General features: G+C 63.7%; 21 protein-coding genes. 12 read left to right on the top strand and 9 right to left on the bottom strand.

The features are described 5' to 3' along the window. Window positions 1–12 precede the first annotated feature (12 nt). Window positions 13–690 carry a hypothetical protein gene (locus ASF09_RS03390; RefSeq protein WP_060524571.1) on the top strand — a complete coding sequence of 226 codons (678 nt, stop codon included), beginning with the start codon at window positions 13–15 and terminating at the stop codon, window positions 688–690. After that, complete coding sequence (locus ASF09_RS03385) at window positions 678–1,454, top strand: hydrolase 1, exosortase A system-associated (RefSeq protein ID WP_060524570.1); 777 nt, start codon at window positions 678–680, stop codon at window positions 1,452–1,454. Before ASF09_RS03390 ends, ASF09_RS03385 begins: the two co-directional genes overlap by 13 nt. 109 nt (window positions 1,455–1,563) lie before the next feature. Here the strand turns inward: ASF09_RS03385 and trxB are convergent, their stop codons facing one another. Further along, the gene (trxB, locus tag ASF09_RS03380) at window positions 1,564–2,532 is read right to left on the bottom strand and encodes a thioredoxin-disulfide reductase (RefSeq protein ID WP_060524565.1); all 969 of its coding nucleotides are present in this window, start codon (window positions 2,530–2,532) and stop codon (window positions 1,564–1,566) included. Window positions 2,533–2,657: 125 nt separating this feature from the next. Between trxB and ASF09_RS03375 the strand changes: the two genes are divergently transcribed. The 3 genes from ASF09_RS03375 to fdhD are packed head-to-tail and all read left to right on the top strand — an operon-like array spanning window position 2,658 to window position 6,246. Next, a complete protein-coding gene (locus tag ASF09_RS03375) occupies window positions 2,658–4,946 on the top strand; it encodes an FdhF/YdeP family oxidoreductase (RefSeq protein ID WP_060524563.1) in 2,289 nt (762 codons plus the stop codon). Beyond that, complete coding sequence (gene mobA, locus ASF09_RS03370; protein ID WP_327196540.1) at window positions 4,913–5,458, top strand: molybdenum cofactor guanylyltransferase; 546 nt, start codon at window positions 4,913–4,915, stop codon at window positions 5,456–5,458. The genes ASF09_RS03375 and mobA overlap by 34 nt, the downstream gene beginning before the upstream one ends. Then, window positions 5,455–6,246 (top strand): formate dehydrogenase accessory sulfurtransferase FdhD, encoded by a 792-nt coding sequence (gene fdhD, locus ASF09_RS03365; protein ID WP_060524559.1) that lies wholly within the window; start codon window positions 5,455–5,457, stop codon window positions 6,244–6,246. Before mobA ends, fdhD begins: the two co-directional genes overlap by 4 nt. A gap of 29 nt (window positions 6,247–6,275) precedes the next feature. Here the strand turns inward: fdhD and ASF09_RS03360 are convergent, their stop codons facing one another. Both ASF09_RS03360 and ASF09_RS03355 read right to left on the bottom strand, forming a co-directional pair. Beyond that, window positions 6,276–7,064 (bottom strand): formate/nitrite transporter family protein, encoded by a 789-nt coding sequence (locus tag ASF09_RS03360; protein ID WP_060524557.1) that lies wholly within the window; start codon window positions 7,062–7,064, stop codon window positions 6,276–6,278. Next, window positions 7,061–9,433, bottom strand: coding sequence for an FdhF/YdeP family oxidoreductase (locus tag ASF09_RS03355; protein WP_060524555.1), 2,373 nt, complete (start codon window positions 9,431–9,433; stop codon window positions 7,061–7,063). Before ASF09_RS03355 ends, ASF09_RS03360 begins: the two co-directional genes overlap by 4 nt. A gap of 364 nt (window positions 9,434–9,797) precedes the next feature. Between ASF09_RS03355 and ASF09_RS21115 the strand changes: the two genes are divergently transcribed. From ASF09_RS21115 to ASF09_RS03345, 5 genes are all read left to right on the top strand, one after another. Further along, window positions 9,798–10,424 carry a helix-turn-helix transcriptional regulator gene (locus ASF09_RS21115; RefSeq protein ID WP_327196538.1) on the top strand — a complete coding sequence of 209 codons (627 nt, stop codon included), beginning with the start codon at window positions 9,798–9,800 and terminating at the stop codon, window positions 10,422–10,424. Between the two features lie 72 nt (window positions 10,425–10,496). Continuing rightward, complete coding sequence (locus ASF09_RS20055) at window positions 10,497–10,715, top strand: hypothetical protein (RefSeq protein WP_156359158.1); 219 nt, start codon at window positions 10,497–10,499, stop codon at window positions 10,713–10,715. A gap of 128 nt (window positions 10,716–10,843) precedes the next feature. Further along, window positions 10,844–11,101: a zinc finger domain-containing protein gene (locus tag ASF09_RS21170; RefSeq protein ID WP_443024942.1), complete on the top strand. Its 258-nt coding sequence runs from the start codon at window positions 10,844–10,846 to the stop codon at window positions 11,099–11,101. Next, window positions 11,091–11,423, top strand: a complete 333-nt coding sequence (locus ASF09_RS03350) for a hypothetical protein (protein ID WP_060524553.1) — start codon at window positions 11,091–11,093, stop codon at window positions 11,421–11,423. The genes ASF09_RS21170 and ASF09_RS03350 overlap by 11 nt, the downstream gene beginning before the upstream one ends. A 129-nt stretch (window positions 11,424–11,552) precedes the next feature. Beyond that, the gene (locus ASF09_RS03345; RefSeq protein WP_060524551.1) at window positions 11,553–11,807 is read left to right on the top strand and encodes a hypothetical protein; all 255 of its coding nucleotides are present in this window, start codon (window positions 11,553–11,555) and stop codon (window positions 11,805–11,807) included. Between the two features lie 497 nt (window positions 11,808–12,304). Here the strand turns inward: ASF09_RS03345 and ASF09_RS20555 are convergent, their stop codons facing one another. Next, the gene (locus tag ASF09_RS20555; protein ID WP_162237218.1) at window positions 12,305–12,544 is read right to left on the bottom strand and encodes an HIRAN domain-containing protein; all 240 of its coding nucleotides are present in this window, start codon (window positions 12,542–12,544) and stop codon (window positions 12,305–12,307) included. 325 nt (window positions 12,545–12,869) lie between these two features. Here ASF09_RS20555 and ASF09_RS20550 point away from each other — a divergent pair, with 325 nt between their 5' ends. Next, window positions 12,870–13,034 carry a hypothetical protein gene (locus ASF09_RS20550; protein WP_162237217.1) on the top strand — a complete coding sequence of 55 codons (165 nt, stop codon included), beginning with the start codon at window positions 12,870–12,872 and terminating at the stop codon, window positions 13,032–13,034. Between the two features lie 159 nt (window positions 13,035–13,193). After that, window positions 13,194–13,430: a hypothetical protein gene (locus tag ASF09_RS03335; protein WP_060524547.1), complete on the top strand. Its 237-nt coding sequence runs from the start codon at window positions 13,194–13,196 to the stop codon at window positions 13,428–13,430. Window position 13,431: 1 nt separating this feature from the next. On the opposite strand, the gene ASF09_RS03330 is transcribed toward ASF09_RS03335, so the two are convergent. From ASF09_RS03330 to ASF09_RS03310, 5 genes are all read right to left on the bottom strand, one after another. Continuing rightward, window positions 13,432–14,649: an SGNH/GDSL hydrolase family protein gene (locus ASF09_RS03330; RefSeq protein WP_162237215.1), complete on the bottom strand. Its 1,218-nt coding sequence runs from the start codon at window positions 14,647–14,649 to the stop codon at window positions 13,432–13,434. After that, on the bottom strand, window positions 14,646–15,149 hold the full coding sequence (locus ASF09_RS20545; RefSeq protein WP_060524543.1) for a hypothetical protein: 504 nt from the start codon (window positions 15,147–15,149) through the stop codon (window positions 14,646–14,648). Before ASF09_RS20545 ends, ASF09_RS03330 begins: the two co-directional genes overlap by 4 nt. 12 nt (window positions 15,150–15,161) lie before the next feature. Then, on the bottom strand, window positions 15,162–15,491 hold the full coding sequence (locus ASF09_RS03320) for a hypothetical protein (protein WP_060524541.1): 330 nt from the start codon (window positions 15,489–15,491) through the stop codon (window positions 15,162–15,164). Window positions 15,492–15,776: 285 nt separating this feature from the next. Continuing rightward, window positions 15,777–16,316 carry a lysozyme gene (locus ASF09_RS03315; RefSeq protein WP_082444020.1) on the bottom strand — a complete coding sequence of 180 codons (540 nt, stop codon included), beginning with the start codon at window positions 16,314–16,316 and terminating at the stop codon, window positions 15,777–15,779. Window positions 16,317–16,737: 421 nt separating this feature from the next. Then, complete coding sequence (locus ASF09_RS03310) at window positions 16,738–17,073, bottom strand: hypothetical protein (protein WP_235529552.1); 336 nt, start codon at window positions 17,071–17,073, stop codon at window positions 16,738–16,740. Window positions 17,074–17,083: the final 10 nt, after the last annotated feature.

The following is a 17,083-nucleotide window of genomic DNA, read 5'->3' as shown; positions in this document are numbered from 1 at the left end:
GCCTCACCCGGGATGACCGCCCTGCGCTTCGATACCTATGACTGGAGCGGCGGCCGCGAAGCAATGCTGCGGTTGGGCCCCGATGCCGGCCCGATCGTCATCGCCGCCCTGCCGCTGTTCGAAGAAGCGAACCGGACGCGCCAGTTCCTCGTCACAATTTTGCGCGCACTCGCGGTTCTTGGGATCGGCAGCGTGCTCCCCGATCTCCCCGGCACCGGCGAGAGCATCGTCGTCACCGGCGAAGCGCGACTCCGCGACCAGCGCACAGCCTATACCGAGCTTGCTCAGCAACTTGGCCGGAACACTTACGGCATTTCGATAAGAAGCGGCGCACTCTTCGATACCGACGCGGCCCTCGCCGGACGATGGCAGCTGTCCGCGCAAACCGGCGAAGATCTGTTGCGCGAGTTGGATCGCACGCGAGCGACGTCCCGGTCCGCTCCCGCCAACGAAACCGAGTATGCGGGCAACACGCTGTCCCGCGAAATGCTGACCGACCTCCGCGACGCCAAACCCTTTGCTGGAATGGGCCCCCTGCGAGGTGTCAGGCTCGAATCCGACCCGCGCGACGCAGACGTGAAATATGCCGCCTCACCGCTGTGGCGTCGGTCAGAGCCGGACAATGATACTGCTCTAGCTCAGATACTTGCCGGCGACATCTCGAACTGGATCGCATCATGCGAACGCTGATGGCGTTCGCTTGCGAAGGCGAAAGCCTTGCCGCAACGCTGGACGAGGCAGACGGGTCTACAGGACTGCTCATCGTGTCCGGCGGCAATGAAATCCGCAGCGGAGCACATCGCGGCATGGCGATGCTGGCGCATCAACTCGCCGCCGCTGGCACACCCGTATTCCGTTACGACCGTCGCGGAGTCGGCGATTCGACGGGCGACAATAACAGCTTCCTCAGCGCCGAACCTGACCTGGTCGCAGCAGCCGCCGCGTTCCGACGCGCGGCACCGAGGATGAGCCGGTTGATCGGCTTCGGCAATTGCGACGCGGCCAGCACGCTCGCGCTGTTCGGGCGATCGGCGGGGATCGACCGGATCATCGTCGCCAACCCGTGGGTCGTTCAACCGGTCGACGACATCCCCCCCGCCGCCGCGATCCGGGCCCGCTATAAGAGCGCGCTACGCGACCCCGCGACCTGGCGACGCGCGCTTAAAGGACAGGTCAGTTTTACCAAGTTGCTCAGAGGCTTGAGAAAGGTCGTGGCCGCCAAGACTGAGGAGCGTGCTTCATTAGCGACCAACGTCTTGACCGCACTTGACGGCTGGCACGACGACGCCGCCATCGTCCTTGCGAATGGCGACGCGACCGCGATCGCCTTTGCCGCACGGTATCGCGGTGGCGCGAAGGTAACGCGGTTCGACACGGCGTCACATAGCTTTGCCGGGGCGGAGAACGCCGCGGCGCTACACGCCGCGATCGTCGACGGGATGGCGCAGGAGTAGCTGCGCTGGTCCTGATGAACGCAGGACCAGAGCCATAATCGCTATCGTTTGGAAACCTGGATCCTGACTTTCGTCAGGATGACGATGACGACGACGAAGGACGCGGGCGTTATTCCGCGGCTTCGGCAAGCTCCGCAAACTCGGCCGCCGCCAGGAAGCGCTCGGCGTCCAGCGCCGCCATGCAGCCCGTGCCCGCCGCGGTCACCGCCTGCCGATACACCTTGTCCGCCACGTCGCCGCACGCGAACACACCCTCGACGCTGGTCCGCGTCGATCCGGTCTCGACCGAAATATACCCGTCCGAATCGAGATCGAGATGCCCGCGGAACAGTTCAGTCGCAGGGTGATGACCGATTGCTACGAACCCGCCATCGACCGCAAGCCGCGAGCGCTCGCCGGTCACCGTATCCTCGAGCTCCAGCGCGACCAAGCCTGCATTGCCGCCGCCGTCGACGAACTCACGAACTTCCTTGTTCCACAGCACCGTCACACCCTTATGTGCGAACAGGCGCTCCTGGAGGATCTTCTCCGACCGCAGCGAATCGCGGCGGTGGATCAGCGTCACGTCGGGCGAATGGTTGGTGAGGTACAGCGCCTCCTCGACAGCGGTGTTGCCGCCACCGATGACGGCCACCTTCTTGCCGCGGTAGAAGAACCCGTCGCAGGTCGCGCAGGCGCTGACGCCCTTGCCCTTCATCGGCTCCTCACTGTCGATGCCGAGCCACTTCGCCTGCGCGCCGGTCGCGATGACCAGCGTGTCGCCTTCGTACACGTCGCCGCTGTCGCCGATCAGGCGGAACGGGCGGCTGGTCAGATCGACCTGAACGATCGTGTCCCACATCATTCGCGTGCCGACATGCTCGGCCTGCGCCTGCATCTGCTCCATCAGCCACGGGCCCTGGATGACGTCTTTGAAGCCGGGGTAGTTCTCGACGTCGGTCGTCGTGGTCAACTGGCCGCCGGGCTGGATGCCCTGCACGACGATCGGCGCCATCCCGGCACGCGCGCCATAGATCGCGGCCGAGAGCCCGGCGGGGCCCGAGCCGAGGATAAGCATGCGGGTCGTGTGCGTCGTCATCGTGATTCCTTGGAGATTTGAATGGCATCTAGGCGATCGGAGCCCGGATTTGAACCGCCGGTAAATCTGTGCCGCCTGCATCGAAAGCTTTGCCGCTTCGTTAGAGGTCAAAAGCGGAGATGAGCATGAGCGACGACCGGACCGTAGAGATCGAAGACTACACCGCACCAGCAGGCGGCTGGGGCTCGATGAAGTCGCTGGTCGAGATTTCCGCGCGCGAGAAGGTCGGGCCTGAGATCGTCCGCGAACTGGCGCGCCAGAACAAGCCCGACGGCTTTCAGTGCGTGAGTTGCGCGTGGGGCAAGCCCGCGCATCCGCATGTTGCGGAGTTCTGTGAGAATGGTGCGAAGGCGACCGCGTGGGAGCTGACCTCGTTCCGCGTCACGCCGGCGTTCTTCGAGCAGCATACGGTCAGCGAGCTGATCGGCTGGAAGGATTACGATCTTGAGCAGGCCGGGCGGCTCACGCACCCGTTGAAATATGATGCTGCGACCGACAAATATGCGGCATGCAGCTGGGACGAGGCGTTTGCCGGCATTGGCGCCAAGCTGAAGACCTATGATCCGACCAAGGTCATCTTCTACGCGTCAGGCCGCGCCAGCCTCGAGACGTCGTACATGTATAGCCTGCTCGCGCGGATGTATGGCAGCCAGAACCTCCCTGATAGTTCGAACATGTGCCACGAGACGACCTCGGTCGGGTTGAAGTCGGCGATCGGTTCGGCGGTCGGCACGATCCACCTGTCGGACTACGAGAAGTGCGACGCGATCTTCTACTTCGGGCAGAATCCTGGGGTGAACAGCCCGCGCTTCCTGCATCCGCTGCGCGATTGTGCGAAGCGCGGCGTCGAGATCGTCGTGTTCAATCCGCTCAAGGAGCGCGGTCTGGAGAAATTCCAGGACCCGCAGAACCCGATCGAGATGGTGACGGGCAAGTCGACCCCGATCGCCTCGCAATATCACCAGCTCAAGACCGGCGGCGACGTCGGCGCGATCATGGGGATGTGCAAATACCTGATCGAGGCCGACGACAACGCCAAGCGGATCAATGGCCTGCCGGTGCTTGACCACGCGTTTCTCGCCGAGCACACGACCGGGTTCGAGGCGTTTGCCGATGTCGCGCGCGCGACCGAATGGGCGACGATCGAGCATGAAAGCGGCCTGCCCCGTACCGAGATCGAGGCGGCGGCGAAGGTTTATGTCAAGTCGAAGGCGGTCATCGCGGTGTACGGCATGGGGCTGACGCAGCATGTCGGCGGGATCGACAACGTCCACATGGTCGTCAACCTGATGCTGCTCCGCGGCAACATCGGCAAGCCGGGCGCCGGCATGGGGCCAGTTCGTGGTCACTCGAACGTCCAGGGCCAGCGCACTGTCGGGATCACCGAGAAGCCCGAACTCGCGCCGCTCGACAAGCTTGCCGAGCAATATGGCTTTGAACCGCCGCGCGAAAAGGGCTGGGATACGGTCGAGGCATGCGAGGCGGTGCTCGACGGCAGAGCGCAGGCGTTCGTCGGGCTTGGTGGCAATTTTGTGCGCGCGATCCCCGATCATGCGCGGATGGAGCCGAAGTGGCGCGCGCTGGACCTGACGGTGCACATCGCCACCAAGCTCAACCGCTCGCACCTTTTGCCGGGTGAGACGTCGTACCTGCTTCCCTGTCTGGGTCGGATCGAGACCGACATGCAGGGCACCGGGCCGCAGAGCGTGTCGATCGAGGATTCGTTTAGCCAGATCTACGGGTCGAAGGGCAAGGCGACGCCGGCTTCAGAGACGTTGCTGTCCGAGCCTGCGATCGTCGCGGGGATCGCCAAGGCGACGCTCGCGCCCAATCCGAAGCTCGATTGGGATGCGTGGGTGCGTGATTATGCCCGCGTTCGCGACGCGATCGAGGTGACGTATCCGGACCTGTTCAAGAACTTCAACGATCAGATGTTCACGCCCGGCGGGTTCTGGAAGGGTGTGCCGGCGGCACATCGCGAGTGGAAGACCAAGAGCGGCAAGGCGGAGATCAACGTACCGCAGGCGTTGAACGTTACCGGGTTCGAGGAAGCGGAAGGCCGTTTCCGGCTAATGACGCTGCGGTCGAACGACCAGTTCAACACGACCGTCTACGGCTATCATGACCGCTTCCGCGGCGTGAAGGGCACGCGCGACATCGTGTTCATGAACCGCAGCGACATGATCCGGATGGGGATCACCGATGGCGACGACGTCGATCTGGTCGGGGACGCAGGCGACAATTCGGACCGTCGCCTGAACAAGCTCCGCGTGGTCGAATATGCGATTCCCGAGGGCTGCCTCGGTGCTTATTATCCCGAGTGTAATCTGCTCATACCGGTTGCTCACCATGCCCGCGAAAGCCATGTTCCGGCAGCGAAATCGGTGCCGGTGCGAATCGAGAAGACGCGCTGACCGAGCAGCGCATTCTCGGCGTCGTACTGGCGGGCGGGCGGTCGTCGCGCTTCGGGTCCGACAAGGCGATGGCGGTGTTTGACGGGCGTGCGTTGGCCGAGCATGCGCGTGCGTTGCTGTTGGTTCATGTCGAGACGGCGGTGATCGCGGGACGTGATGGGGCGATCCCTGACCTGCCGAGGGCGGATATCGGGCCATTGGGGGGCATCGCTGGCGCGCTCGGTTATGCGGCCTCGAACGGGTTCACTTCGGTGGTGACGATCGCGTGCGACATGCCGTGGTTGCCGGACGGGTTGCTGACGGTGCTGTCCCGTCGTGCCTCCGCCTACTGCCCCGACGCTCCGGTGCTCGGGCATTGGGAGGCAGGTTTGCTCGGCAATTTGCTGACCCATATCGAGGCTGTGCCGCGGCGATCGGTGCGCGGGTGGGCGGAGGCGATCGGGGCTATCCCGATCCCGGCGGGTGCGCCTATTCCGAACGCCAACACGCCGCAGGACCTCGAAACCTTATGACCACGTCGCGCACGCAAGCGATCAAGATCCTGCGGCCTGATTCGATTACCGCAAGCGAGCGCGCTATCGCGGTCGAAGTCCCCGTCGCGATCGAGATCGACGGGCTTGGCTATGCGGTGATGATGATGACACCCGCCGATTTGGCCGAGTTCACCACCGGCTTCCTGCTGACCGAACGGCTCGCCGACGGCGCCGACGATGTGCGCGACATCGACATCTTCGAGGCGGAGGCGGGCTGGATCGTCCGCGTTGGGCTGTCGGATCGGTGCAAGGGCCGCATCCACGACCGCGTTCGCCATAGGACCAGCGACACTAGTTGCGGGCTATGCGGCATCTCCGGGCTCGAACAGCTCCGCAAACCGATCCCCAGGACGCCGCCAAAGCCCGACACGCCTGGGGACGCGCTGTTTGCCGCACTGGGTGGGTTGCGCGCCCACCAGCCTCTCAACGCGGCCACGGGCGCGATCCATGCCGCGGCCGCGTGTGATCGTGAGGGTCGGATCGTCGCGGCGTATGAAGACGTCGGCCGTCACAATGCGCTCGACAAGCTCGTGGGCGGCATCGCGATCACGGGACAGCCTATCGACGGCTTCATCCTCGTCACCTCGCGGATCAGTTTCGAGATGGTCGACAAGGCGCTGATCGCCGGGACGCCGATGCTGGTGGGGATCTCCGCCCCGACCAGCCTGGCGATCGATCACGCGCGCGAGCACGGCCTGACGCTGCTCGCGCTTGCGCGCAGCGATGCGATCCTGGTGGTCAACGATCCATGGAAGATCTTCGACTAGCCGCAGACGGTGCGGCTAGTCGAAGCGCCTCACTTGGTGGCCTGCACCACATCGGTTTTTGCCGCGGCGAGATAGCCACCGACGACGAACACTAGCCCGCCGATGATGTTGCCGAGGCTGACGATCGCGAGATTGCGGATCATCCCGAAGATATCGATCGACGCATGCGGCACGAGCAGCCCTAGCGTCAGCGCGGTCATGTTGGCGACTGAATGCTCGAACCCGGCGGCGACGAACGCGAGCAGGATCCACGCCATGCCGATGCACTTGGCGGCATCGCCGGTCATCCGTGCCGCGGTCCAGATCGCAAGGCAGACGAGCCAGTTGCACAGGATCGCACGCGCCAGCAGCGCGGTCGCGTCGACCGACACCTTGTGCTGAACGTACGCGTGGAACATCGTGTCGGCGTTCGCATAGATCGCACCGCCGCCGCCCGCCGCGAAGATGAACGACAGGATCACGCCGCCAACGAGGTTGCCGATCCAGACGACGACGATCAGCTTCAACGCCTGGGCAATGCTGACCGTGCGCTTTGCCAGGCCGAAGCCGAGATACATCACGTAGCCGGTGAAGAGCTCGGCGCCGGCGAACACCGTCAGGATCAGCCCCAACCCGAAGGTCGCGCCCATCACCAAGGGTCGCACGCCGGGTTCGAGGCCCGACCCCGTGCTGAGCGCAAGGATCATCGCGATACCGATATACGTGCCCGCGAGGATCGCGCCTGCAAAGAACCCGACGGGAGAGCGTCGCAGTGCCTCCGCCTTGGTCGCCGCGAGGGTCGCGTAGGTGTCGATCGTCGATGAATAGCCGGTGCTCATGCGCGTACTTTGCTCTGCTGGCCGACGATCCCGGCACGCACCACGCCGCGATCCGAACCTATGTCGGCGGCGGCGGGACGGACGGTCACCGGGATGGATTTATAGGAAGGGGTGAAGCTTTGCGGATCGTGATCCTCGAGCGCGATCAACGGCTGCGTCTCGGGGTAGTAGGAGGCGACGCAGCCGTCGGGCAGCCCGTAGCGGACCAGCATCAGCTTCTGCACGACACGGTCGGGCCGGGCGAACTGGAGCGCGGTGGCGATGTCGACGACGTCGCCTTCCTTGTGCCCGAGCCGCGCCATGTCGCGCTCGTTCATGAATAGAATGTCGCGGCGCCCGAACACGCCGCGATAACGGTCGTCGAGGCTGTAGACGGTGGTGTTGTACTGATCGTGCGCGCGCAGCGTTGTGAGCCGCAGGACGGTCGGATCGCCCGCGCTCTCGTCCTCCTCGACACCCTTGGCGACGATGAAGTTCGCCTTGCCGCTGTCCGTCTTCCACTCGCGCATCGCTGCCGAGTTCGGTAGGTGAAAGCCGCCCGGCTTGCGGATACGTGCGTTGTAGTCGGCGAACGCGGGGAAGACCGCCTCGATCTTGTCGCGGATCAGGCTGTAGTCGCCGACATAGGCGTCCCAGTCGATCTCGACCGGCGCGCGGCCCTTGGCGGCAAAGGTCGCCTTGGCGATCTCGCCGACGATCCAGATTTCCGACTTCACGTTGTCGCCCGGGGGCATCAGGAAGCCGCGCGACGCGTGGACCATCGACATCGAATCCTCGACCGTGACCGATTGCTGGCCGGTGGCCTGCATGTCGAGTTCGGTCCGCCCCAGGCACGGCAACACATACGTCGCCTTCGCCATCAGCAACTGCGTGCGGTTGAGCTTGGTGGTGATGTGGACCGCGAGATCGAGGTTGCGGAAGCCCTCCGCACACGCCTGCGGATCGGACGAGGCGATCGCGAGGTTGCCGCCGAGGCAGACGATCGCCTTGGCGTGGCCGTCGCGCATCGCGGCGATGCTCTCGACGACCGAATGGCCGTGGTCGCGCGGCGGCTCGAACCCGAACACGTCGCGCATGTTGTCGAGCAGCAAGGGCATTGGCCGCTCGGTGATGCCGACGGTGCGGTCGCCCTGAACGTTGCTGTGACCACGCAAGGGGCAGATGCCCGCCCCCGGCTTGCCCATGTTGCCGCGCAGGAGAAGCAGGTTCGCGATCTGCTGGACGTTGGTCGTGCCGGTGCGGTGCTGCGTGACGCCCATGCCGTAGCAGCAGATCGTCGACTTCGACTTCGAATACGCCAGCGCGACTTCTTCGAGGTCCTTCCGCGAAAGCCCGCTGGAGCGCTCGATATCCGCCCATTCGGTGGTGGCGAGATCGGCGATATAGTCGTCGAGGCCCGCGGTATGCTCGGCGATGAACGCGTGATCTAGCGCGGGCTCGCCGCCGGAGACCTTGGCCGCCTCGTCGAGTGCGACCAGCGCCTTGGCGATGCCCTTCAGCGCGGCGGCGTCGCCGCCGACCTTCACCTGGTAATAGCTGCTGGCGATCGGGGTGGCCGACATAGTCGCCATCTCGACCACCGACTGCGGCGATTCGAAGCGTTCGAGCGAGCGTTCCTTGAGCGGGTTGAAGACGATGATCTTGCCGCCGCGCTTCGACACTTCGCGCAGCGTCGCCATCATCCGCGGATGGTTGGTGCCGGGGTTGTGGCCGATCGACAGGATCAGGTCGGCGTGGTCGAAATCCTCGAGGCTGACGGTGCCCTTGCCGATGCCGATCGACTTCGGCAGGCCGACCGAGGTCGCCTCGTGGCACATGTTCGAACAGTCGGGGAAGTTGTTGGTGCCGTACAACCGCACGAAAAGCTGGAACAGGAACGCCGCCTCGTTCGAGCAGCGGCCCGAGGTGTAGAACTCGGCTTGGTTGGGATCGGGGACGGCGGCGAGGCCTGCACCGATCTCGCGCATCGCGTCCGCCCAGCTCACGACCTCATAGTGATCGGTGGCGGCGTTGTAGCGGAGCGGCTCGGTGACGCGGCCTTGGTCCTCGATCCAGTGATCGCTCTGCTTCCAGATGTCGGACACGCTGTGCGTGGCGAAGAAGTCCGCGCCGATCGTCTTGGCGGTGGATTCCCACGCGACGGCCTTCGCGCCGTTCTCGCAGAATTCGAAGGAGGAGGTGTGCTTTGGGTCTGGCCATGCGCAGCTCGGGCAATCGAAGCCGTCGGGCTGGTTCGACTTGAGCAGCGTCTGGCCGCCGCGGACGACGATCTGCTGCGCCTTGAGCGAGACGGCGACCGCCTTGAGTGCGCCCCAGCCGCCGGCCGGACCCGTGTAATCGGCGATCCCATCAGGGCGTTTGTCGCGCATACTCGTCTCTCCCGTGAGGCCGGACTCACGCATGCGCCTTAAACACGGCACACACCCTGACCATTAACCCATGGCAATAGAAGCGCATTTCATGATTGCGAAGACGAGTTTCCCGCAGTTGGTGATCGGTTGCGTCTGTCTGCGGGGAGTACGTGGACGGTGCCGTGCACCACGTCCGAAATGGTAGCGAAGGAGACTACCACAAACCATGCTAGATGATATTGAAATCTCTAGATAATTTCGGAATTATTTCGAGCTATACCATGGATTGTACCATGGAAAAATATTTTACCCCGGCGGCAGCTTGCCTAGCGCCCATCCGGTCCTACCATGCCCGCGGAGACTGGATACCACATCGCAGTCTATGACGGAACGGACAGCTATTATGATCTCCCATTCTGTCGCTGCCGTGGCGGAGGATGATCCCCGCGCTAAGCTCGAAATGTCAGACGAACTCGGACGGAGAATCATCAGGCTCTCGCGGAGATGGGCGAACGCCGGGGTCAAGGGAAAGGGAATTACCCTAGCAGGCCACGAGCTTGACCTGCTTAATGCTGTCGGCATTGGACGCTTAGTGATGTCTGCGGCGGCGGATGAGCAAATGGGCCAAGCGATTGAGCGACAGGCGCTTCGGAGCCGCACATCCCCAGAGGCTCAACTGCCCTCGCCAACTGTCGCCGTTGCTGCCGACCCCACCAAGCCAGATAGCGATGTGCGATCCTCGGCTACGAGCGGCGAATTACAAGAACGAGAGCTCGATACAGTCGATCAGCCTGTGCCCACTCAAACCCCCGTCGATCGGCGCGGTGACAGCCTTCTGCGCATTCCCGAGGTTCGCCGCCGAACTGGGCTCTCCACAGCGACGATTCATCGCCGCGTTAGTGAAAAGACATTCCCTACGAAAGTTCGCCTCGGTCCGGCATGCGTTGCATGGTATCTAAGCGATATCGAAGTGTTCGTTGCAGATCCCACCGCCTACCGAGCTGAGTGATTGCTTAACGGGTCAGCATGGCTCAGTAATCGGGCATCGAGGATCTCGTCCACCGCCTAACTGGAGAAATACATGCCACTCGTAATGCTTGACGCATTCCCCGACGGACAAGTAGTTTTTAACACCGATGATATAATCACGATCAAAGTCGGATATGGATCTCCGGAAATCGTTTTGCGCGGTATCGATGAGCCGATCCACCTACCGCATTCAAGCGTAGCTGACGTCGCCGCCGCAATCGATCATCCCGACAATCGCGTGCTGAAAAGTAATACTGGCCAAACCCTATGACCCGGATAATCTAAATAGGCCCGATGGGGCCGCACGGTCGCGTGCTCCCCCTGGTGGAGGGCTTGATCTAACCTTGACCGCCGGACGTTCGTCGCCCTTAATTCTCTCCCGGCATGCCTTAGGACACGATGATGACGCGAATCCATCGAAGGAAAGGCATCGCCGAACTTGCAGTCGAGACCGCAGCGATAAAGTCAGGGGTCACCGCACCGGCGGATCGCATCCCGAACCGCTCGAGCTCCAGATATAACGCGCGCATGGCAGCGTGGCGCGTTCCCTGCCCCAAGTGCGGGGCAGCGGCCGAACAATCTTGTCTGACCGCTCGCGAAGGTGGCGTGCGCTGGGCTTTCCACCAAGAACGATGGGGTAACTCGCGTGACCGATGATGACAGGATCGTGCTCGCGCGGCAGATTGAAGCCGCGGGCGCAACCATTTACGCGCCGATCCCGGCTTATGGCGGCGCCTCACAGGTGCGGGTCTCACCCGACGACCTGCCGCTGCTCGTTTCAGATCGCGACGCCTGGATTGCGAAGGCGTGCGGCGTGACGCCAGCGCAATACGAATTGTACGAGCGCGAAGAACGGGTCCCGCGGTGCGGCGCGATGACGAAGTCGGGACACCCATGCCGCAATGCGCTTGCATCTGAGAGTGACCCGGGAATGTTTGTGAAGCTTCACGGCAATGGTAACTGCCAAGTCCACGGGTAACTTGGAGCGATCGGAAGCGCTGGACCCACCTCGACCAGATGGTCGGTGAGGGCTCCATCGGATGCGGAAGGGTTGGTGCTGGACGGGACGTCAGCGCGTCCGTAGCCTCGCCGGAAAGGGAGAATCAGAATGGTGACCGACGAGAGCCTGCGCACGACGAAGAACGCAACAGCCGCGATGTTTACGGTGCTCGTCCAAGTTCTTGAGCAGCGCATGCCTGGGATCGAGGCCGCGTTTCTTGAGCGTCTCGGGCAAGCCTTCGCCGAGACGAAGAACGATTCCGACGACCTCAACGGGGTTGAACTGATGCGCTGGACGCAGTCGCTTCTGTCAGGGTTCGATCACGTACACGGCCAGGGCAGCCCTTTCCTGGAAGGCCGGTAGAACTAAGCCCCGAACTCCGGCCCTTCCTCATCAGGATAGAACGCGAGCAATCGTGCTGACCCATGTCAACCAGCGCGGGGCGGGCGCCATCGCCGACCGTTAATCCGTCATTGGAGAAACCCGGTGACAGATGCTCTACGGCATGAGGCTTTCAGCATCTCAGCGAGCGAGGGCATGGTCCTCGTCGAGGCGCCTGGCGTAGTTGCCACCCTCGACGTCGAGGCGGCATCCCTCCTGTCGGATCAGTTGCTTGCGGCTTGCGGAACTGCGAGGCTCCAGCAGCATAGGGCAGTAGGTCAGGCGCCGAACTCTGGGCCTTCTTCGTCCGGATAGAACGCGTGGGGATCGTACACCGGTCGCTGCGCCGGCCGCATCTGGCGGGGAGGCTGGGGCTTCGGAACATCAGGGACCGGGTCTGGCAGGGTAGGTAACCCGCCTCCCAACCTGATCCGGATATAGGCCCCGTTCCCGTGCATCGCCTGGAAGACCGCGACGACCTAGTCTTCCTTGATCCGCTTGCCGATCAGGGGCGCACGCTCTGCGCTGACGTAGCCCAGCTGCGTGCCGCGGTCGCTGAAGATGGCGACGGCGTTCGCGTCGAACGGGTTCTTCGGCTCAAGGCGTAACTCTACGACGTCTCCCGGGGCGCAGAGCATGCACTCCATGCGCCTGTTGCTCTTCGACTTATCCTCGTTCGGGAAGTCTATGCCGACAATGGAAGTGGTCAGTTCGTCCATATCCCCAACATAGCCTTGCAGATGGACGCCGGGAAGGTAGAGAGCTCGCATGAGCAGAGTGAGCGACGAGTTGCGCACGCGCGCAGCTTCGGATCGGGCTGAAGCGGAAGCGACTACCCTGATCAATAAGAAAGCGGTTCTATTGGCATCTGCCATGAAACTTGATGAGCTTGCCGCGCAAGCCGAACGGATTGAGGTCCTAAGCAAGGGACGTTCCGGATAAGCGTGGACCCTGTGTTGTTCTAAACCCGGTGTTTTCACCGTCTGAGCAGATAGCTTGCTCGAATCGGTCGACCGCGCATAGGCTCGGCTTGCGATGGCAGAGATGACCCGGATCGAACGCGCCGCGCGCGCCATGTGCAGGTTCCACAACCTGCCGGAGAACACGAAGTTCGAGGGTCGCCCCATGTGGGAAAGCTATGTGCCCGAGGTGAAGGCGATCCTCGCCGCTATCGACGAAACTGAGGGAACACCGGTTGACCGATCGTGAAGTTTGGGTGCGTGCCTGTTCGATATTGGCCGAGCATGGAGGCATGACCGCGGAGTATATCACCGGGCAGCTGGGCGATGTGCTCGGCGATCGCGTGGCGGTGGAGGACTGGCGCCGTATCGCTGCAGCAGTGGACGAGATCAGCGACGCGCGGCCGCAATGAAGCACGCACCCGACATGGTTCACCCGCTGCTCGACGAGTTCGCCTACGAGTATTACGCCTACCTGCCGCGCGCGAAATGGGCAGCCCTCGGCGTCGACCAGACCCTATCTGATCAGCGCCTACCATGGTTCCATGATAGCGCTGCGATACGAGACCAGTTCCGCCAAGTCGCCAAACGCTTCATCGATGGCGACGAGACGCTGACTGTCTGGCGGTTGAAGCAGGGCGACTGATCTATTGGAGCAGGTAGCGCACGATCGGCTGGGCTTCGACATCATAGGCCCACGCCGTTTCATGCACGCCGTCCGCGGTCGCGCCGTTGGACTGCGCGCCGGCGCGGCCGCCAAGCAATGCCTCTTCATCCACGAAGGCGCAGCCGTTGGTCGCGGCGAGCGTTACGAGCGATGCCTTCCACTGGGCGCGGACCGGGTCGGCACCGTATGATGGCGAGGTGCCAGCGATCGAGGGCCACTCGAGGATGCAGTCGCCGGTCAGCTTCGCCTTGCTGATGATCGCCTGATACGACGCGATCGCCGCTGCCTGCGTGACGCCGGTGCCGAGGTCATTGGTCCAGAGGTTGATGACCGACAGATCCGGCGCATAGGTGCCGAGCGCATTGAGCGGGGTCCACGGACTGGAGGCGTCCGCCTGAAAGCCGCTGACGACGCCATAGACCGCGAAGTTGCTGATCTCGATCCCCGGCGTGGCGCTATCCCAGGCGACCGTGCCGGCGATCTCGACGTACCCCCCCGACGTGCGGGTGATGCTGATCGGGCTCGCGTCCTTCGTCGCGAAGGTGATCTCGCTGCGAATGAGCGCGCTCGTCGCGTTCTGCGAGTTGATCGTGAACGTCTCGCCGCCCTTGGTGACCGTGAAGATGCCCTGCCCGGGGCGCTGGACATAGAAGATCGAGGCTCGATCGATCGGAACCGTCGGCGTGAAGGTTGCGGGGTTCGTGTTCGCGGTTGCGAGCGAAGCGCCGCCCAGCGAGTTTACGCCGCCCGACCAGCCCGTGAACCCCGAGCGACGCGGATCGTATGCGAGGACATCGGCGATCGTCGACATGCCGGCCGCGCCGAACCAGCTGTTGGTACGTGTCGGTAGACCGGACTGGCCGAGCAGTACCGCCAGGCGCGACGGGCGCGACGAGCCGAAGGCGTTGACCGTGAACTTGGCGCCGGTACCGGCACCCGCGCCGACCGTCTTGCTGTCGCCGGGAAACGCGATCTTGCAGGTCGACACGAGCGCGAGCCGAAGTTTGGCACGACACGCCCGCCACTTCGTCAGCGACGCGCCCTGCATGCTCGCCTCCCGCGCGAGCGACGCGTTCTGCTGCTGGGCCTGCACCGCCAGCCCGCGCGCGGCCGGATCGACCTGCGCGGCCACCGGCGCCGACAGCATGCCGAACATGGCGAGTGCGAGCATGGCCCGCATCATGAGGTGGCGGATCAATTGCGGACTCCATAGCTGAGCGAGCCGGACGAGACGGTCGCGGTGGCGCAGTAGACGACGCCGGCGAGCGTCGGGATATCGACGACCTCGTTCGCGTTGCCGGTAAAACTCCCCCAGGTTGAACCGCCGATCGTGAGCGGGTTGAGCGTCGCGCACGCATCGACGGACGTGCTTACTGCGAACGTCCCCGTCCAAGTGCCGCGCAGGATCACGCGGATTGCGCGCCCCAGCTGCGGAATGAACGGGCCGATTACGATCGTCCCGGTCGTTGCCGTACCCGACAGCGGGGTCGATGTCGCCGCGGCGAGTGGGCCATCGGCGATCGGGAGCGGATTGGTCGGGCTCACCGGCGCGCAGGTGCCATCGGCGAGCTTCACGCAAGGAGAGGTGCCGGAAGCATAGCCCGCCGGAAATTGGACGGATGAGCCGGCCTGCGCAAGCGCATGCGCCGGGGACAAGGCAAGCGTGATCACGCCCGCCCATCGGAGAAAGGTCTTCATGATGTCCGTCCTTCAGTTCGATGTGGTGGTTTCGATGGTCGCCGTTGCGGCTTCCGCCTGCCTCAGCGCCGCCAACTGCTCGGCGATCGTCGCCGCGTTGCGTGCCGCGATCAGTCCGCGCTCGGTCAGAGCCATCGCCAGCCGGACGCGCGCCTGCCGCTCGGGCGACAAGAACGGCAGTATCCGCTCGGCAGCCGCGGCGATGCGATCATAGGCCGCCTGTGCGCGATCGATCGCGGTCCCGATTTGCGCGGCCTGCGCGGTCGACGGGGTCGGCATTGTCGCGCAACTGGCGAGCGACATCGACACCGCGCATAGCGCAGCGGTCAGCAGTTTTTTCATGATTTTCTCCAATTGAGATTTACGATCCCGACGATGGCCGAGTCGCGTGTCGCCACCCGGCGCTAGGATGCTGTTCGGCAATCTCGCCGCGCAGTTCGGAGACCGGTTTGCGCTATGGCTGTGATGATCTTGCTCGTGGGGGCTGCCTGCTCATTGGCGATTGCCGGATCATACCGAATGATATTGATCCGCCGTGCCCGTCGTAAGGAAGCGGCTCGACAACGCTGGCGCGAGAAGCTGCAAAGAGATTGGGACAATCGTCCGGGCCCTTAGCGAACCGCACGATCAGGCCGGTACGCCCTGTAGGCATAGAGCCCGTTCGAACTCTCGCCGGTTGACGAGGCCACGCACGACCTTGCCCCCCGCCCTGTTCCACATCCGGAAGGCATCACACCCGGCGCGGATTTTACCGGCGTCAAACATGCGATCGACGGTCGATTTGCAATATGCCGTCCCGCCGATGTTGTACGCGAGCAGCCCGGCCGCGACGAGTTGCCCTCCACCGATCGACGGCGTGCAGCGCTTCACCTCGCTGACGTGGACGATCGCCTGCTGCTCGAGGCGGGCGCGGCATTCAGTGTCGCTGTAGAATTTGCCGACGACGACGTTGTTCGTGTCGCCCATGCACGCGGTCGGGATGCCGACGATGTCGAGATACCCGACGTTCTTCTTGCCCTCCCACTGGGTGAGACCGCCGAGGAGAGCGGAAGCGAGCGCGGCCGATCCCATCACGCCCGCAACCGTCGCCTTCGCTAGAGGGTTGCCGCGCGCGCTCGTGTTCGCCGCAGCCGGGGTCAGCTGCGGCGGCTTTGATGCCGTCGTCATGGTAATTCCTTCCAATTTTGAGTCTTTGAGGGTGCGGAGTCGTTCCTGTGAGTCCGCGGCGCGGTTTGCTCCCACGCTGATCCGTCGCGAGGCTTGACGCGCAAGCTATCGAGGCAGTCGGCCTATCCGTTTTTCTCAGCAGTTTTGCGGATAGGCTGGCTGCTGCATCTCCAGACTTGAATAAACCACTGCTTTGGCCCGGCTCAATTTGTTCGATTGAGCCGATTTAGTGCGTCGGTAGTTGGGAGCGATGTCGGGTGTGCCTCATCATTCGCCCGGCCGGCCCGCTTCTCGTTCTCACCCGGCGCTTGAGGCGGGCCGTTATCGTGAAACCGAGCTGGCAATCCCGCGTTAAAGCGGGACCAGGTAGCTCCGGAAAGTGACTGGTCGGCCCGCCCTTGGTAGACCTTGGGGCGGGCCGTTACTCCGGCTTGTCTGCCAATCCTAAGATCGCCTTGAGCTTGTTGATCCGCTGCTCGGCGAGCTTGAACACGCCCTCCCCGAGAATGCCGACGCCACCCCCGTAGAGCAGGGCGCTCAGCGGCTCGGGATGCAGGCTGATCACCAGCCCGGCCGCGACCGCGAGCGTCATGCACGACACAGGCGCATCGAGGATCCAGCGATGTTCGCGCCTCGCGATCTCGCCGGCACCGATCCAGAACCGGGCGGACAGGCAACCGAACATGGCCGCGATCATCCCCGCCGCCTCGAACGGATAGCCGAGGAAGAACCAGATGGTCGGCGTGGAAGTCGTCACGGTAGCCCCT

Origin of the sequence: Sphingomonas sp. Leaf242, from assembly GCF_001422045.1 — a bacterium.
GTDB lineage: Bacteria > Pseudomonadota > Alphaproteobacteria > Sphingomonadales > Sphingomonadaceae > Sphingomonas.
The sequence above is the reverse complement of the archived record's forward strand: the minus strand, read 5'-3'. Positions and strand labels throughout refer to the sequence as shown.

Coding starts and splice junctions, on each gene's coding strand:
- ASF09_RS03390 (WP_060524571.1), top strand. CDS start 13: ATGACCGCCCTGCGCTTCGATACCTATGACTGGAGCGGCGGCCGCGAA.
- ASF09_RS03385 (WP_060524570.1), top strand. CDS start 678: ATGCGAACGCTGATGGCGTTCGCTTGCGAAGGCGAAAGCCTTGCCGCA.
- trxB (WP_060524565.1), bottom strand. CDS start 2,532: ATGACGACGCACACGACCCGCATGCTTATCCTCGGCTCGGGCCCCGCC.
- ASF09_RS03375 (WP_060524563.1), top strand. CDS start 2,658: ATGAGCGACGACCGGACCGTAGAGATCGAAGACTACACCGCACCAGCA.
- fdhD (WP_060524559.1), top strand. CDS start 5,455: ATGACCACGTCGCGCACGCAAGCGATCAAGATCCTGCGGCCTGATTCG.
- ASF09_RS03360 (WP_060524557.1), bottom strand. CDS start 7,064: ATGAGCACCGGCTATTCATCGACGATCGACACCTACGCGACCCTCGCG.
- ASF09_RS03355 (WP_060524555.1), bottom strand. CDS start 9,433: ATGCGCGACAAACGCCCTGATGGGATCGCCGATTACACGGGTCCGGCC.
- ASF09_RS21115 (WP_327196538.1), top strand. CDS start 9,798: ATGACGGAACGGACAGCTATTATGATCTCCCATTCTGTCGCTGCCGTG.
- ASF09_RS20055 (WP_156359158.1), top strand. CDS start 10,497: ATGCCACTCGTAATGCTTGACGCATTCCCCGACGGACAAGTAGTTTTT.
- ASF09_RS21170 (WP_443024942.1), top strand. CDS start 10,844: ATGATGACGCGAATCCATCGAAGGAAAGGCATCGCCGAACTTGCAGTC.
- ASF09_RS03345 (WP_060524551.1), top strand. CDS start 11,553: ATGGTGACCGACGAGAGCCTGCGCACGACGAAGAACGCAACAGCCGCG.
- ASF09_RS20555 (WP_162237218.1), bottom strand. CDS start 12,544: ATGGACGAACTGACCACTTCCATTGTCGGCATAGACTTCCCGAACGAG.
- ASF09_RS20550 (WP_162237217.1), top strand. CDS start 12,870: ATGACCCGGATCGAACGCGCCGCGCGCGCCATGTGCAGGTTCCACAAC.
- ASF09_RS03335 (WP_060524547.1), top strand. CDS start 13,194: ATGAAGCACGCACCCGACATGGTTCACCCGCTGCTCGACGAGTTCGCC.
- ASF09_RS20545 (WP_060524543.1), bottom strand. CDS start 15,149: ATGAAGACCTTTCTCCGATGGGCGGGCGTGATCACGCTTGCCTTGTCC.
- ASF09_RS03320 (WP_060524541.1), bottom strand. CDS start 15,491: ATGAAAAAACTGCTGACCGCTGCGCTATGCGCGGTGTCGATGTCGCTC.
- ASF09_RS03315 (WP_082444020.1), bottom strand. CDS start 16,316: ATGACGACGGCATCAAAGCCGCCGCAGCTGACCCCGGCTGCGGCGAAC.